The 14891-nt window shown below is 60.2% G+C and carries 12 protein-coding genes and 1 pseudogene; 4 read left to right on the top strand and 9 right to left on the bottom strand.

Annotated features, from left to right (window positions below; genetic code table 11):
• The first annotated feature begins 112 nt into the window (after positions 1-112).
• The 3 genes from AC3WP7_RS07300 to AC3WP7_RS07290 all read left to right on the top strand — a co-directional run bounded on the left by AC3WP7_RS07300 (position 113) and on the right by AC3WP7_RS07290 (position 2801).
• Positions 113-379 carry a hypothetical protein gene (locus AC3WP7_RS07300; protein ID WP_093121728.1) on the top strand — a complete coding sequence of 89 codons (267 nt, stop codon included), beginning with the start codon at positions 113-115 and terminating at the stop codon, positions 377-379.
• Between the two features lie 466 nt (positions 380-845).
• Positions 846-2111, top strand: coding sequence for a hypothetical protein (locus tag AC3WP7_RS07295; protein WP_146012701.1), 1266 nt, complete (start codon positions 846-848; stop codon positions 2109-2111).
• A 63-nt stretch (positions 2112-2174) separates the two neighbouring features.
• Positions 2175-2801 (top strand): class I SAM-dependent methyltransferase, encoded by a 627-nt coding sequence (locus tag AC3WP7_RS07290; RefSeq protein WP_093121737.1) that lies wholly within the window; start codon positions 2175-2177, stop codon positions 2799-2801.
• A gap of 116 nt (positions 2802-2917) precedes the next feature.
• On the opposite strand, the gene AC3WP7_RS07285 is transcribed toward AC3WP7_RS07290, so the two are convergent.
• From AC3WP7_RS07285 to AC3WP7_RS07270, 4 genes are read right to left on the bottom strand one after another with little or no spacing between them, the layout of a single operon-like run.
• A complete protein-coding gene (locus AC3WP7_RS07285; protein WP_102592463.1) occupies positions 2918-5101 on the bottom strand; it encodes a glycoside hydrolase in 2184 nt (727 codons plus the stop codon).
• Positions 5102-5103: 2 nt separating this feature from the next.
• A complete protein-coding gene (locus AC3WP7_RS07280; protein ID WP_093513589.1) occupies positions 5104-8157 on the bottom strand; it encodes an efflux RND transporter permease subunit in 3054 nt (1017 codons plus the stop codon).
• Positions 8154-9224 (bottom strand): efflux RND transporter periplasmic adaptor subunit, encoded by a 1071-nt coding sequence (locus tag AC3WP7_RS07275; protein WP_102592464.1) that lies wholly within the window; start codon positions 9222-9224, stop codon positions 8154-8156. Before AC3WP7_RS07275 ends, AC3WP7_RS07280 begins: the two co-directional genes overlap by 4 nt.
• Positions 9221-10303: an efflux RND transporter periplasmic adaptor subunit gene (locus AC3WP7_RS07270; RefSeq protein WP_102592465.1), complete on the bottom strand. Its 1083-nt coding sequence runs from the start codon at positions 10301-10303 to the stop codon at positions 9221-9223. The genes AC3WP7_RS07275 and AC3WP7_RS07270 overlap by 4 nt, the downstream gene beginning before the upstream one ends.
• A 167-nt stretch (positions 10304-10470) precedes the next feature.
• Here AC3WP7_RS07270 and AC3WP7_RS07265 point away from each other — a divergent pair.
• Positions 10471-10542, top strand: a pseudogene (locus tag AC3WP7_RS07265) (ATP-binding protein); the annotation flags it as partial.
• A gap of 122 nt (positions 10543-10664) precedes the next feature.
• Here AC3WP7_RS07265 and AC3WP7_RS07260 read toward each other — a convergent pair.
• From AC3WP7_RS07260 to AC3WP7_RS07240, 5 genes are all read right to left on the bottom strand, one after another.
• Positions 10665-11516, bottom strand: coding sequence for a transporter substrate-binding domain-containing protein (locus AC3WP7_RS07260; protein WP_071492525.1), 852 nt, complete (start codon positions 11514-11516; stop codon positions 10665-10667).
• On the bottom strand, positions 11513-12289 hold the full coding sequence (locus AC3WP7_RS07255) for an amino acid ABC transporter ATP-binding protein (RefSeq protein ID WP_093528345.1): 777 nt from the start codon (positions 12287-12289) through the stop codon (positions 11513-11515). The genes AC3WP7_RS07260 and AC3WP7_RS07255 overlap by 4 nt, the downstream gene beginning before the upstream one ends.
• Complete coding sequence (locus AC3WP7_RS07250) at positions 12286-12945, bottom strand: amino acid ABC transporter permease (RefSeq protein WP_092248628.1); 660 nt, start codon at positions 12943-12945, stop codon at positions 12286-12288. The genes AC3WP7_RS07255 and AC3WP7_RS07250 overlap by 4 nt, the downstream gene beginning before the upstream one ends.
• A complete protein-coding gene (locus AC3WP7_RS07245) occupies positions 12926-13591 on the bottom strand; it encodes an amino acid ABC transporter permease (RefSeq protein WP_003187615.1) in 666 nt (221 codons plus the stop codon). Before AC3WP7_RS07245 ends, AC3WP7_RS07250 begins: the two co-directional genes overlap by 20 nt.
• Before the next feature lie 491 nt (positions 13592-14082).
• Positions 14083-14865, bottom strand: a complete 783-nt coding sequence (locus tag AC3WP7_RS07240) for a MetQ/NlpA family ABC transporter substrate-binding protein (RefSeq protein WP_092248631.1) — start codon at positions 14863-14865, stop codon at positions 14083-14085.
• Positions 14866-14891 lie beyond the last annotated feature (26 nt).

The raw sequence follows: 14891 nt of genomic DNA, 5'->3' as shown, positions 1-14891 counted from the left end.
TCTAAAATATTTCGCTCGTCTGTACCCGTTAGTTCTAACAATTGCGTCATTTTTTTGGGGTATCCAATCAGGTCATCATCGGTGATAGACAGCCGACTATTGGAGTGAAAGTATGTTCAAGTTCAAAGCGCCTAAAAGTTTGGCAATGATTGTTCTTTTAGTCATTGTGGCTACTGGCGGTAGTGCAATGGCGACTCCGCTTGGGCAGCATAAGAGTGCTATGTCCATTCATCACAGCATTGCCCTGAAAGATACATTGAATTTTCTGGGCGCCTATGAATTTTTACCTAACACCCCGATTTTGGACTTTTTAGGCAACGCTTTTTGCGGGCCTAAGAATTCCGGCTTACAAGGTCTGTGTTCTAACGTCGTATTCTAGCGGCGCTTGTCTCATAAATAGGGTCTGCGCCTATTCGTCTTTAGTTAGCCCAAAGGTTTGGCAACAGTTGCATGTTTCCTAACTAGGCAGCTGTCGGCCATGCACAAGCAATCCCATTAAATACTCTCTCTTTAGCGTACAGCTTAATCTTATGGAACCGCCCACCCCCAGCTCTGCCACAGTCAGCATGATGTTCGTCAGTGGCAACTTACGCAATGATTCCAAGCAGTACGATGATACATTCATCCCCTCGCTTACATTGGCGGCACAGTGGGCGATCACGAAGAGCTTCTCTGACCCACTCGCCCCAACCGTCTCAAATGAATAAACTTACTCCTCGACCAATGAAGTTAACGAATATCTGCAAGCATTTACCGCTCGTATAAACCTGTTAACTTTGACAGTTGTTGGCGGTCTTGTTTGCGCATCTAATCAGCCCAAACCTTTATCCAAGGATGGAACGATGATGAACAAGTACCTGATAAGTTTCGTGAGCTGCCTGCTGGTCGGCGCGTTTGGGCTGTCGGTCAACGCCGCCGGTTACATCGACCTGGGTCATGCAACAGGTGAGCAATGCAAAACCGAAAGCGTCACCAACAACGGTATTGCTGTCGGCAACTGCTCTCCTGCCAGTACCAGCGCCAACAACGTCCCGTTTGTCGCAAACGTGAACACGCCGAACTCGCAGGCGCGACTGGAGCCACTGGATCCTCATCAACCCTGTGTCGCAAGGGCCATCTCCAATGACGGATGGATTGGCGGCAGCTGCAACGATGCCAACAGTGTCGACCAGGCGGTGATCTGGAACGCAGCGACGCCCGGCGCTGCACCGACTGTTCTGACGCCGCTTCCAAGTACTTTACTGCGTGCTGCAGATGTGCGAACCATGATCACTGCGTTCAATCAACGTGGAGACATGATTGGATGGAGTATCAGCAACAACGATGAACGCTCCACTGTCGTCTGGCTCGCGGGCACCGGCACACCTGTACGGGTTTTTTCATCGCTGCTTGGCCTGCTTGGCTACAACGACAAGTGCATCCCTACCGATGTGAACACCACCCTTGCCAACGGCTACCCCAGCATTGCTCTGAACTGCCCAGGCGCCAATGGCATCACCGTACCTCGAATTGCTCAAAGGAATGCCTCCGCCTACGCCGTCACATCCTTGCCCATTGCGAGCGGGGCCAACCGCTGTACTGTCAGCGGCATCAATAACTTGATGCAATCCGTGGGTGATTGCGAATATCCCCAGGCCGACATCAACCTGAACCGGACGGCCGTCTGGAATACACCCACCGCCACGCCACAGACATTGACCCTCGCCGTAGACTCCAAGAATGCAGGACTGGCAATTAACAATACGGGGGTTGTGCTGGCAGCGCGTCAGGATGCTACGGGCAGAGCCAGCTATTTGACGTGGCTTCCAACTCTCGGGGTGTTCGGCATTCAACTGATCGTCCCGCCCACCGGGGCTGTTTGGGTGCAAGCGTTCAGCATCGCTGACAACGGCATCGTGGCGTTAAATAGCACTGATAGCGATCAGTACAACACTGGATGCATCTGGACACCTGCTACAAGCGGTAGTCCCGCAACGAACAACTGCCTTGCCTCAATCGGGGGTGGCAAAAAAAATCAACTGACCACTCTCTCCCAAAACGGCGGATATGCAGGAGGCGTTAACGTTAACGGTGCCCAAGACCTGGATGCAGTAGCAACGCCACTGCCCTGAACTCAGGGGCCCGTCAGCAAAACATGGGATATAGTCACCGTTTAACCGCCCAAGCGTCTCCCTATGACTCTCAAGCCCGACGACCTCAGCACCATCACCGCCACCACCCTCGGCCACTACAACAAAGTGGCCGAGGACTTCCGTGAAGGCACCCGCGATCACGATGTGAGCCAGAACATCGATGCCCTGCTGCGGCATATCCAGGGTCCGGCACCGTTTACTGTGCTGGATTTCGGCTGCGGCCCCGGGCGTGACTTGCAGACCTTTACCCGCATGGGCCATATCGCGGTGGGGCTCGACGGCTCGGAGCGGTTTGCGCAGATGGCGCGGGAGGACAGTGGCTGCGAGGTGTTGCAGCAGGATTTCCTCAAGCTGGACCTGCCTGTCGAGCGCTTTGACGGGATCTTCGCCAATGCGGTGTTGTTTCATATCCCCAAGCAGGAACTGCCACGTGTGCTCAAGCAATTGCATGGGGCATTGAAGGCGGGCGGCGTGTTGTTCAGTTCCAACCCTCGGGGTGACAACCAGGAAGGTTGGAATGGGCCACGGTACGGGTCTTATCACGACCGGGCGGCGTGGCAAACACTCCTGACGCAAGCCGGGTTTGTGGAGTTGGAGCATTACTACCGGCCGGCAGGCTTGCCCAGGGCGCAACAGCCCTGGTTGGCGAGTGTGTGGCGCAAGCTGTAGATTTTCATTGCATGGTCTGACGCCATCGGGGGCAAGCCCCCTCCCACAGTTTGATGTGTAAATACAGTCAACACGTGGGAGGGGGCTTGCCCCCGATGACGCCTGCTGAGGCAGCCTTACTCCACCTGATACACCAACGGTTTTTCACCCACCCCATGTGCAGTCACACTGCGCCCGGCATAACCTTCTTTTTCCTCGCCAGAAAAATTCGCCACCAACCGCGTGCCATCGGCAAAGGTGGTTTGCTGCACCTGCCTGTCCGCCGTCAGCCAACGAAAATCCGTCATCGCCTGGGTCGCCAAACGCTGGTGCAGCGGCCGGAAGAACCGATCCTGCCGCTGGATCACCGGCAGCCGCTGTTTAACGGTCGAGGCACTCAGGTGATACAGCGGCGGCACGTTGTAGAGCAGTTGCGTCAGCTCATTCTCGACCCGCACATTGCTCAGTTTGAGACTGTCGAACAGCCAGTGGTGTGTGGTGATCACCGAGCCGTGGAACACCGCCTGGTACAACGGCAGCCGCATGCTCGGCTCAAAGTAGACCGTGCGAAACGGCTCTTTGAGCGGCACCGGCTTGAAGAACACCGTCGGCTGCTCCGGCGGGTACCAATTGCCCACGTAGTAGGGCGATTGCTTGTCCTGGGTCATGGCCTGGTCACCCCAGCCAATCACCGGCGTCTGCATGCCATGGGCGAACAGAATGCCTTGGGCGGTGATGGCGTTGCCGTCTTCGGAACCGGTTGGCAATTTGAGCACCGTGTTGAGCCAGCGCGAGGCGTCGACATTGCCCTCGGCGTTTTGCGCCTGGGTCATCCGGGCGCCGTCGCGGTAGCTGTCGAACACCATGCTGGTGGCATAGGCATCGAGGAACCAGGCGTTGAAACCGGCCTTGGCCTGCACGGCCTTCACACGGGCTTCGAGCAAAGGCCGCACGCAACGTGGGTCGGTGTAGTGACCGGACTGCTGGAAGCCGGTTTTCAGCTTGCCACCCTTCAACATAATCGCGCAGTCGCGGTAAGCCCTGCTGCCCAGGTGGGCGGTGGTCCAATCCGGATTTTCCGTGGCAGACAACGCGGTTTCATAGGAATCGTAGGGCGCCATCAGATAACCCGCCTCAACCCCGGCGCGGATCGCCTCGGGGTGCCACAGGCCGCCCTCCCAGCCTTCGCCCAGGGTCAGCAGCAAGCGTGAAAGACCTGTATCACGCAGCGACTGGATCGCCCGGCTGCCCCAGGCTTGGGGGGTATCGCTCAGCGCACCGGCGAACGCGACGGCCAACTCGCTGCGCAGCTCACCATAACGTGCAGCGAGGCGCGTCATATCCGGCTCTTGCACCTGCCAACTCTGCCGGGCCTTGCTGTTGATTGCCGCATTCAGCCCCCGCAGCAGCGCGGTCTGCTCATAGCGATTCAAGGCCGTCGCCTGCGCCAGGATCTTTGTCGACTCCTTGTCGAGCAAGCCTTTGAGTTCATGGCCACGCAGGCGTTTGAGCAACAACGGCCAGTCACGCACATCCTCCGGCGCCAGCAGGTCATTACCCCACAGGTAGACATGGCTGGCACCCAGCAACTTCTCGGCCTCGGGTGTCTGCCGCAGTTTTTCCGCCAGCGCTTCATAACGCCCTTGCTCCACCAGCCATTGGCGATAGCGCTTGGCGCCGGCCAAGGGATCGGCCTCCCCCAGGTGCAACAGCAGGGTCATCGGCGCATCAGGGTCGAGCGCGGTGAATTCGTGGGCCACGGACAGCGCCATCCCTTCCTGCCAGCGCAGGCGATTGTTGTAGGGGTTGGTCAGCAACCAGTTCAAGGTGAAGCGTCCGTGGTCCAGGCCCCACAGCGGCAGGCTGAGATCCTGGGTGGTGTTGAGATCACCTTGTTCCTGCAAAAACGCGTTCCATACAGCGTTGTCGGCGGGCACGTAATGCCCTTCGGCCAACGGCCACATCAGCCCGTTGCCCAGGGCGCTGGCGGGTTGCTGAAGGATAGGTAGCTCGCCAGGCTCACGCGCGCGCAGGGTCAACTTGAGGTCGCGCTGTTCAAGGCTGGCGCTCACCCGGAAGGCGCCGTCGTCCCACTGCCAACTGGCCTGTTGATCGCTCCGCACAAGCTGGCTGACGGCACGCGCCGGCAAGCCGCTGGAAGCTTGTACCGTCGCCTGCCCGTGGGGCGTCACGCGGATGGCGAGGGTGGCCGGGTCGAGTTCGACCCGCCACAGGGGGTTTTCCAATACGGTGCTGGCAAAAGCCATGGGTGACAGCAACAGTGTGCAAATCAACAGACCGTGGCGCAGGAAGTGAGGCATGTTCAGCTCTGCTCTGGTTTGGGCTCCCGGATCTTGTACCAAGCCACATAAAGCGCAGGCAAAAACAAAAGTGTTAACAAAGTCGCGATGATGATCCCGCCGATCATCGCGTAGGCCATCGGCCCCCAGAACACCTCACGGGCAATCGGGATCATGCCCAGGCTCGCCGCCGCCGCCGTGAGCAGGATCGGCCGGCGCCGATGCTCGGTGGCTTCCACCACCGCATCCCACGGCGTATAGCCGGCCACCTCATACTCATGAATCTGCGTCACCAGGATCACTGAGTTACGGATGATGATGCCGATCAACGCCAGGATGCCGAGGATCGCCACGAAACCCATGGGCGTGCCCGTAGGGATCAACGCCAGCACCACACCGATCAGCCCGAGCGGCGCGACGCTCGCCACCAGGAACATCTTCTGCACGCTGTGCAGCTGGATCATCAGGAACGTCGCCATGAGGAACAGCATCAACGGCACCACGCTGGCAATCGGTCCCTGGGCCTTGCCGCTTTCTTCCACGGTGCCGCCGGTAGCGACCTTGTAGCCCACCGGCAGGCCAGCGCTGAACTTGTCGATTTCCGGTTTGAGCTGCTTGACCAGGTCCGTCGGCTGCATCTCATCGCGCACCGAAGCCTTGATGGTGATGGTCGGCTTGCGGTCGCGACGCCACACCAGTGGCTGCTCCAGCTCGTAACGCACGGTGGCGAAGGCCAGCAGCGGAATCGACGTACCGTTGGGCGTGACGATCTGCAGGTTCTGCAAGGTTTCCGGCGTACCACGTTCGGCGTCTTCGGCACGACCCACCACGTTGATCAGGTAGATATCGTCATGCACCTGGGTCACCGAAGCGCCGCTGACCACGCTGTTCATCAGTTGCGCCACGTCTTCCGACGACAGCCCCAGTTGGCGTGCCTTGTCCTGGGCGATGTCGATGCGCAGCACTTTGCCCGGCTCGTTCCAGTCGTAGATGATCTCGCCCAGATGAGTGTTCTTGTCCAGCAAGGTCGCCAGTTCGATGGCGTGCTTGCGCACCTGGTCGGTGTCTTTGCCCGACACGCGATACTGAATCGGCCGGCCCACTGGCGGGCCCATTTCCAGCGGCTGCACGTAGCTGCCGATCCCGACGAAATCATCACGCAGGCGCTTTTGCAGGCGCGCGATCAACTCGCCGCGCTCTTCCAGGCCCTTGCTCACGATGACCAACTGCGCGTAGTAGGGGTTTTCCAGTTGCTGGTCGAGGGGCAGGTAGAAACGGATCGCGCCCTGGCCGATGTACGTGCTCCAGCGGGCAATGTCCGGGTCGTCCTTGATGATCGCTTCCAGGCGGTCGACGGCCTTGCGCGTCTCGTTGATCGAGGCGTTTTGCGGCAGGTTGAGGTCGACGAGGATTTCCGGGCGGTCCGACGAGGGGAAGAACTGGTTCTGCACGAACTGCATGGAAAACACCGACGCCGCGAACAACGCCACGGTGATGCCAATCGCCCACCAGCGGTTACGCATGGCCCACAGCATGCCGCCATTGAAAGCCCGTCCAATCCGCCCCGGCTCTGCGTTGTGAGGTTTGACGTTGGCACTCAGGATATGCACGCCGATCACCGGCGCAAACAGCACCGCCACCACCCACGACACCAGCATCGCCACGGCTATCACCGCAAACAGGGTAAAGGTGTACTCGCCCGCCGAGCTGGCGTTGAGGCCGATCGGCACAAACCCCGCGACCGTCACCAGCGTACCGGTGAGCATCGGGAACGCCGTGGACGTGTAGGCGTAGGTCGCCGCCTGTTCCTTGGTCTCGCCTTTTTCCAGGCGTGTGATCATCATCTCGACGGTAATCATCGCGTCGTCCACCAACAGGCCGAGGGCGATGATCAGCGCGCCCAGCGACACGCGCTGCATGGTGATGCCGCTGTACTCCATGAACACAAACACCAGCGCCAGCACCAACGGAATCGAGCACGCCACCACCAGCCCGGCGCGCATACCCAGGCTGATAAAGCTCACCACCAATACGATGATCACCGCTTCGAACAACGCGCTGGTAAAGCCGCCGACAGCCTCTTCCACCACTTCCGCCTGGTCGGACACCTTGTGCACGCCGACGCCCACTGGCAGGTCGGCGGTGAGTTCGTCCATGCGCTCGTGCAGGGCCTTGCCGAACGACTGGATATTGCCGCCCTTCTGCATGGCAATCGCCAGACCGATGGCCGGCTTGCCGTTGAACCGGAACATCGGCCGCGCCGGGTCCACATAACCACGGCTGATGTCTGCGATATCCGCCAGGCGATAGAAACGGTCATTGAGCCGCAGGTTGACGTTGGCCAGGTCCTTCTCCGAGGCGAACTGCCCCGAGGTGCGCACCGAAATCCGCTCCGGCCCGGCCTCGATCACCCCGGCCGGCGTCACTGCGTTCTGCGATTGCAGGCTCTGCACCACCTGGCGCTGGTCAATCCCCAGTGCCGCGAGTTTGCGCGTGGAGAAGTTCAGGTAAATCACTTCATCCTGCTGGCCGATCATCTCGACCTTGCCCAACCCCGGCACCGAGCGGATCTCGGCGCGTACCTGCTCCACGTAGTCACGCAACTGGCGCATCGACAGGCCATCGCCGGTAAAGGCGTACACCGAGCCAAATACATCACCGAACTCATCGTTGAACGACGGCCCCTGCAAACCCGGTGGGAAGCTGCCACGAATGTCGTCGATCTTCTTGTGTACCAGGTACCAGATATGGGGGATGTCCTTGGCGCTGGTGGTGTCCTTGAGGAACACGAATACCGTGGACTCGCCCGGCCGGGTGTAGCTTTTCACGTAGTCGAGGGAATCGAGCTCTTCGAGCTTTTTCTCGATGCGGTCGGTGACCTGCTTGAGGGTTTCTTCCTGGGTCGCGCCCGGCCAGCGGGTCTGGATCACCATGGTCTTGATGGTGAAGGAAGGGTCTTCCTCACGGCCCAGGTTCATGTACGAAAACACGCCCATCAGCAGCGCGACGAACATCAGGTACCAGACGAAGGACTGATGCTTGAGGGCCCAGTCGGATAAGTTGAAGCTCCCTTTCATCGCGGGCTGTCCTCGTCGATTTTGACTTTTTGCCCAGGTTTCAGGCTGTTGACGCCGGCGGTGACGATGCGCTCGCCGGGTTTGACGCCGCCGTTGAGCAAGGCGCTGTCGGCATCGCGGCTGATCACCGTGATATCACGCGGTTGTACCGTCTGGCTCTGGGTGTCGAGCAGCCAGATGCGGGCCTTGCCGTCGACGTCCTGCAAGGCGCTCAGGGGCACTTCGATGCGCGGGGCGATGGCGGTGCTCAACGTTACGCTGATCGCCGTGCCCAGGCGGAACGCGGGCGGCGTGTCGGCCAGGGTCAGGCGCGCACGCCGGGTGCGCGTGGCGCTTTGGGCCTGGGGTTCGATCTCGCGCACGATAGCGGTGGTATGCACGCTGGGGTCGAGCTGCCCGGCAACCAGGAACACCACGTCCGGTGGCAAGCGCTCGGCGAGGCCGGCGGGCAGGTCGATCACGGCTTCCTTGATATCCGGGCGCGCCAGGGTGACGACCTGCTGGCCGGCACTGACCACCTGGCCGGCCTCGGCATTCCAGGCGGTGACGATACCGGCGTGGTCAGTGCGCAGTTCGGCGTAGTTGAGCTGGTCCTTGGCTTGATTGACGGAGGCCTGGGCCTGATCGAGCGAGGCCTGGGTGGTCTTCAGGTCGGTCTGGGCAATATCCAGCTGGGCCTGGGCGCCGACGCCACGGTTGAACAACTCCTGCTGGCGGCGCGCATTGGCCTGGGCGTTGATGTATTGCGCCTGCACGCGGGCCAGCTCGCCCTGGGCCGAGCGCAGTTGGTTCTGTTGGTCGGTGGGGTCGAGGACGGCGAGCAAGGCGCCCTTCTCCACCTCGGCGCCCACGTCCACCGCGCGGCGGGCAATGCGGCCGGGTACGCGGAAGCCTAAATTACTTTCGTAGCGGGCCTGGATGGTGCCGGCGAAGCGACCGAGGTTTTCCTGGTCTTGCGACTTCACTTCCATGGACAGGACCGGGCGCACGGGCTCGGGCGGCGGTTCTTCCTTGGAGCAGGCCACCAGCAACACGCTGGCGACGAGTATCCCCGTGAGGCGTTTCATGGCTGCGCTCCTGGCTGGGCAATCTCGACAATCATGCCGGGATGCAGCAATTGCCCGCCGGCGACCACAACCTTTTCGCCGCCCTTGAGGCCGTCACCAATGATGACTTTGCCGGTGAGGTAACGTGCCACGGTGACTTTGTGCAATTGCGCCTTACCGTCGCCGTCGACAAACCACACAGCGGGTTCGCTGAGGTCTTTGGTCAGCGCGGCCCACGGCAATTCGATACTGGCCTTCGCCGGGCCATTGGCGGTGGCGCTTACCACCGAGCCCAGCTCCATGCCTTTGGGTAAGGCCTGCAGGGCGATTTTCACCTGCACAGTGCCGGTGTTGGCGGCCACGGCGGGGGTGACCTCACGGACCTTGCCCACGGCCTTGATGCTGGGGTTATCCAGCAGGCTGACGGTGATCGGCGCATCGGGCGGCGGCTCCACCAGCAGGGACTCATAGACGTTGAACACCGCATCACGCTCGCCATCGCGCGCCAGGGTGAAAATCGGTACGGTGGCCTGTACCACCTGGCCGACTTCGGCCTGGCGTGCGGTAATCACCCCAGGCGCTTCGGCGATCAGCGCGGTGTAGCCGAGTTGCTCGCGGGCGTTGGCCAGTTGAGCCTGGGCGGCAGCCAGGGCGCTCTGGCTGCTGCGTAACGCGGCCTGGGCGGAATCGTATTCGCTGCGGCTGGTGTAGCCCTTGGGCAAGAGTTTTTCCTGGCGCACAAATGCAGCGGCAGTCTGCTTGACCCGCGCCTGTTCGGCCACGACCTGAGCCTGCGCGGAATCGACGTTGGTCTGCAAGTCCTTGGGGTCGAGCTTGGCCAGCACTTGCCTGGCGCTCACGCGGTCGCCCACATCCACCATGCGCTGGATGATTTTGCCGCCCACGCGAAAGGACAGATCGGTTTGCACCCGAGCCTGGATATCCCCGGTCAGCGTGACCGCCGCCGCGAAGTCCGCCGGCTGCACGGTCTGCACGAACACCCGCGAATGGGCCTTGGGTTCAGCCTTGTCCTCGCCACAGCCGCTCAACAGCGCCAGTAGGCCAAGGCCGAAAATACAGGTGGAAATGCGAGCGCCCATGCAGGCTCCTTTTGCGTGATGCCGACGTGCCAGTGTGTATGCGACTGTGAGCTTAGTTCAGGGTTCCTTATCTGCATGGAGGCTCCCATACTCCAATGGTTCCCAAGGCGACTGGATGCCCATGCTCAAGACCCACGCGGTGGCCAATTACCGGTTTGCCGGCGAACAAGGTGCTGGGGGAAACCCGGATTGACGGGCAGGGGATTCTGGATGCGCCGGCTTGGCATTGGCCGGAGTAGGCGGTGGCTGTGCTGGCCTCAGCGGGGGCAAGTCGAATCGTCGCACCGCCCCTCCCACATTATTGATCTGTGAATATATTCAAGTGTGGGAGGGGCGGTGCGACTTGCCCCCGATAGCGGTATCAGCCCTGCCACTTCCCGCCTTCAACAATCACGCTTTCAGGCTTGGTGTCATCGCTCAGTTCTTTACGCACATACTGGTCATACAGCTTGAGCAAAAACTTCTCCTCGCCCAGCTTCGCCAACTCGGCATTCACCCAGTCGCGCAGTTCGATGTTGCCTTTCTTCACCGCCGGCGCGATGGGCGCTTCATCACCGAGCTTCTCTTCCAGCACGCGGTAGCCCGGGTTCTGCTTGGCCCAGCTGAACAGCACCAGGTTGTCCTGGGCGTAGGCGTCGCCACGGCCGGCGGACAACGCTTGCAGTGACTCGGAGTTCTTCTCGAACTTGAGCAGCTTCCAGTCCGGGTGGTTCTTGGTCAGCCAGATATCAGCCGTGGTGCCGGTGGTAACGATGGTGGTGCGGGTCGCCAGGTCATCCAGGCTTTTCACCGCGCTGTCATTCGGCACCAGGGCCTGTACCGCGACTTTCAGGTTGGGGTTGGTGAAGTCCACCGCTTCCTTGCGCTCGGGCGTTACGGTCATGTTGGCGAGGATCAGGTCGACCTTGTCGCTTTGCAGGAACGGGATGCGGCTGGCCGGTTCGACGGCGACGAATTCGACTTTGTTTTCATCGCCCAGCAGGTCCTTGGCGAATTGGCGACCGATGTCGGTATCGAAGCCGACATAGCGCCCGGCTTCGTTGACGAAACCAAAGGGCGGCTTGTCGGTGAATACACCCACGATCAGCTTGTCGCGCGCCTTGATCTTGTCGAGGTAGCTTGCGGCGGCAACCGGTTTTGCAGGCTCTTCGGCCTTTTTATCGCAGCCGGCGAGCAGGGCGACGGCAAACAGTGGCAGCAGTAGTTTTTTCATATCAGCTCCAGTTCCTGGGTTTTCTTGGGCAGTGTTGAAACAAAGGAGAACTTCTCCAGGAACTGCTGCGCGCGTGCGGTTTGCGGGTTCGTAAAGAATGCCTCGGGGGTGTTGTGTTCGAGGATGCGACCGGCCTCCATGAACACCACGCGGTCGGCGACGGCGCGGGCGAAGGCCATTTCGTGGGTGACGATCAGCAGGGTCATGCCATCGCGGGCCAGGCCCTGGATCACTTCCAGCACCTCCTTGACCATCTCCGGGTCGAGGGCTGCGGTGACTTCGTCAAACAGCATGACCTGGGGGTTCATGCACAGCGAACGGACGATGGCGATGCGTTGTTGCTGGCCGCCGGAGAGCTGGCGCGGGAAGGCATCGCGCTTGTCCGCCAGGCCGACGCGGGCCAGCAATTTTTCCGCCTGTTCGCGGGCTTCACGGGGGTCGCGTTTTTGCACTTTCAGCGGGCCGAGCAGGATGTTGTCGAGCACGCTCATGTGTGGGAACAGGTGGTAGCTCTGGAACACCATGCCCACGTCCTGACGCACCTGGCGCCAGTCGGTGTGTTTGTCCAACAGCTCTTTGCCGGCGAAACGCAGGCTGCCGCTGTGCGCGACTTCCAGCCCATTGAGGCAACGCAGCAAGGTGCTTTTGCCGCAACCGCTGGGGCCGAGAATCACCACCACTTCACCGCTTTGCACGCTCAGGTCGATGCCCTTGAGCACCTGCGCCTCGCCAAAGAATTTGTTGAAATCCTGGAACTCGATCAATGCGTTCATGCCTGGCCCCAGCGCCGTTCCAGCACCTTGGAGGCAGCCGACAACGGGTAGCAGATAAAGAAGAAAAACAGGAACAGCACGCCGTAGATCAACACGGACTCGTAGGTGCGTTCGATGATTTGCTGGCCGACCTTGATCACGTCCACCACACCGATCAGCACCGCGAGGGAACTGGTCTTGATAATGCGCGTGTAGACATTGATGGTCGGCGGCGTCATGCGCTTGAGCGCTTGCGGCAGCAGCACGTAGCCGTACAACTGCGGACCTGACAAGCCAATCGACAAGCCCGCTTCACGCTGGCCACGGGGCAGCGAATGCAACGCGCCGCGCACCACCTCGCCCACTTCGCTGGCGCCCCACAGCGACAGCACCAACACCGCGCACCAGAAGCTCGGAATGCTCAAACCAAAGAAAATCGGCAAGCCGAAAAACACCAGGTACAGCCACACCAGCACCGGGATCGCGCGGAACAATTCCAGGTACACCCGCAGCACGCCGTTGATCAGGCGGTTGTTCAAGGTGCGCAGTACGCCGTACAGCACGCCGCCGACGGTGCTCAAAGCGATACTCAAGAACGAAATCGACAGGGTTTGCGCAGCGCCCTTGCCCAGTTGCGGCAACGACACCCACAGCAACTCAAGACCCGAACTGGCCATGCTGGAGCCTCCTTTCCAGGCGGCTGAGCAGCAGCGACAGCGGCAAGAACAGCAACACGCAAATCAGCGTCAGCACGGCGAGCATTTCGTAGGTCTTGTAGTAGAGCGCTATGTAGCTCTTGGTGGTGTAGAGAATCTCCGGCACCGCCACGGCGGAGACCACGGTGGTCTCTTTGAGCAGGAAGATGAAATTGGCGAATAGCGCTGGCAGGCTGAGGATGCCGGCCTGGGGCAGGATCACATGGCGCAGCAGTTGCCAGTCGGACAGGCCGATGGACTTGCCCGACTCGATCTGCGCCAGTGGCACCGCTTCCACACCGGCGCGCAGCACTTCGGTGAGGTAGGCGCCGCCGAGGAAGGTCATGGTGATGATCGCCGCCCAGAACCCGGAAATATTGAAGCCCAGGGCCGGTAGCGCGAAGTACACGAAAAACAGCTGGATCAGCAGCGGCGTGTTACGCGCCAGCTCCACATACAGCGCCACCAGGCGCGACAGGTAAGGTGTGCGAAACACCAGCAGCGCGGCGTTGATCAGCGCCACCAGCAGGGAGGTGGCAATGGCGATCAGGCCCACTTGCAGCGTCACCCCCACGGCCTTCAGGAACGCCGGCAGGGTGCTGAGGATAAAAGCGAAATCGAAGGTCATTTCCAGTCCATGACGCCGCAAGGGTAATGCAGCGAGCGCAATCCGATCCGGTGTGGGTAACGCCGGGTAGCGCGAACTTTAAAGGTATAAAAAGTAAAGTTTAAATACCCAAATAGCATATTGATATCACCCAAAAAGATAACCGCCGGATTCGCGGGTTTGGCGGGTGAGGACTATGGTTTGGAGGTCTGAGATTCGAGGGATCGAACCATGAAGGAAGTGAAACCGATGGATCCGCAGGAGTTGGTGAAGTGGTTGATGGCGTTGCGCAGGGCGATCAATAGCAGAGCTCTCTAGATCAAAGCGGATCAAATGTGGGAGGGGGCTTGCCCCCGATAGCAGTGGTTCAGTCAGCACATTTTTTGCTGTGCTACCACCATCGGGGGCAAGCCCCCTCCCACATTTGGATTGCATTCCAAATTCCGGGCATAAAAAACGCCGACGCTATATAAGCCGTCGGCGTTCAAACCTTGAAGGGGGTTTGGGTTACATCAGAACGCAGGCACTACCGCACCGTTGTACTTCTTCTCGATGAAGGCTTTGACTTCCGGGCTGGTCAGGGCCTTGGACAGCTTCTGGATCGCATCGCTGTCCTTGTTGTCCGGGCGAGCCACCAGGAAGTTCACGTACGGCGACTTGGCGTCTTCGATGATCAGCGCATCCCTGGCCGGGTTCAGGCCGGCTTCCAGGGCGTAGTTGGTGTTGATCAGGTCCAGGTCAACCTGGTCCAGCACGCGTGGCAGCAGGGCCGATTCCAGCTCCTTGAATTTCAGGTGCTTGGGGTTGTCCTTGATGTCTTTTGGCGTGGCCAAGGCATTGGTCGGGTCTTTCAGGGTGATCACGCCGGCTTTCTGTAGCAGCAACAGGGCGCGGCCGCTGTTGGAACCTTCGTTGGGGATGGCCACGGTGGCGCCATCTTTCAGATCTTCAATTTTCTTGATCTTTTTCGAGTAGCCGCCGAACGGTTCAACGTGCACGCCGACCACTGTCACAAGGTTGGTGCCCTTGCCTTTGTTGAAGTTTTCCAGGTACGGCAGGGTCTGGAAATAGTTGGCGTCCAGGCGTTTCTCGGCAACCTGCACGTTTGGCTGTACGTAGTCGGTAAAGACTTTGATTTCCAGGTCCACGCCTTCTTTGGCGAGGGTTGGCTTGACCAGTTCGAGGATCTCGGCGTGCGGGATCGGCGTGGCGGCCACCACCAGTTTTTCGTTGGCCTGGGCGAAGCTTGCAGTCAGGGCAGCCGCCAGTGCGGTAAACAACAGAACCTTTTTCATGCAGTGTCCTTATCGGAATTCCGGGG

Source organism: Pseudomonas sp. FW305-3-2-15-C-LB1 (assembly GCF_058787615.1).
Note: the sequence above shows the minus strand (reverse complement) of the source record. Positions and strands in the feature narration are given on the sequence as shown.

Excerpts from the sequence above, each read along its gene's own strand:
- AC3WP7_RS07300 (WP_093121728.1), top strand. The coding sequence starts at position 113 with ATGTTCAAGTTCAAAGCGCCTAAAAGTTTGGCAATGATTGTTCTTTTA.
- AC3WP7_RS07295 (WP_146012701.1), top strand. The coding sequence starts at position 846 with ATGAACAAGTACCTGATAAGTTTCGTGAGCTGCCTGCTGGTCGGCGCG.
- AC3WP7_RS07290 (WP_093121737.1), top strand. The coding sequence starts at position 2,175 with ATGACTCTCAAGCCCGACGACCTCAGCACCATCACCGCCACCACCCTC.
- AC3WP7_RS07285 (WP_102592463.1), bottom strand. The coding sequence starts at position 5,101 with ATGCCTCACTTCCTGCGCCACGGTCTGTTGATTTGCACACTGTTGCTG.
- AC3WP7_RS07280 (WP_093513589.1), bottom strand. The coding sequence starts at position 8,157 with ATGAAAGGGAGCTTCAACTTATCCGACTGGGCCCTCAAGCATCAGTCC.
- AC3WP7_RS07275 (WP_102592464.1), bottom strand. The coding sequence starts at position 9,224 with ATGAAACGCCTCACGGGGATACTCGTCGCCAGCGTGTTGCTGGTGGCC.
- AC3WP7_RS07270 (WP_102592465.1), bottom strand. The coding sequence starts at position 10,303 with ATGGGCGCTCGCATTTCCACCTGTATTTTCGGCCTTGGCCTACTGGCG.
- AC3WP7_RS07260 (WP_071492525.1), bottom strand. The coding sequence starts at position 11,516 with ATGAAAAAACTACTGCTGCCACTGTTTGCCGTCGCCCTGCTCGCCGGC.
- AC3WP7_RS07255 (WP_093528345.1), bottom strand. The coding sequence starts at position 12,289 with ATGAACGCATTGATCGAGTTCCAGGATTTCAACAAATTCTTTGGCGAG.
- AC3WP7_RS07250 (WP_092248628.1), bottom strand. The coding sequence starts at position 12,945 with ATGGCCAGTTCGGGTCTTGAGTTGCTGTGGGTGTCGTTGCCGCAACTG.
- AC3WP7_RS07245 (WP_003187615.1), bottom strand. The coding sequence starts at position 13,591 with ATGACCTTCGATTTCGCTTTTATCCTCAGCACCCTGCCGGCGTTCCTG.
- AC3WP7_RS07240 (WP_092248631.1), bottom strand. The coding sequence starts at position 14,865 with ATGAAAAAGGTTCTGTTGTTTACCGCACTGGCGGCTGCCCTGACTGCA.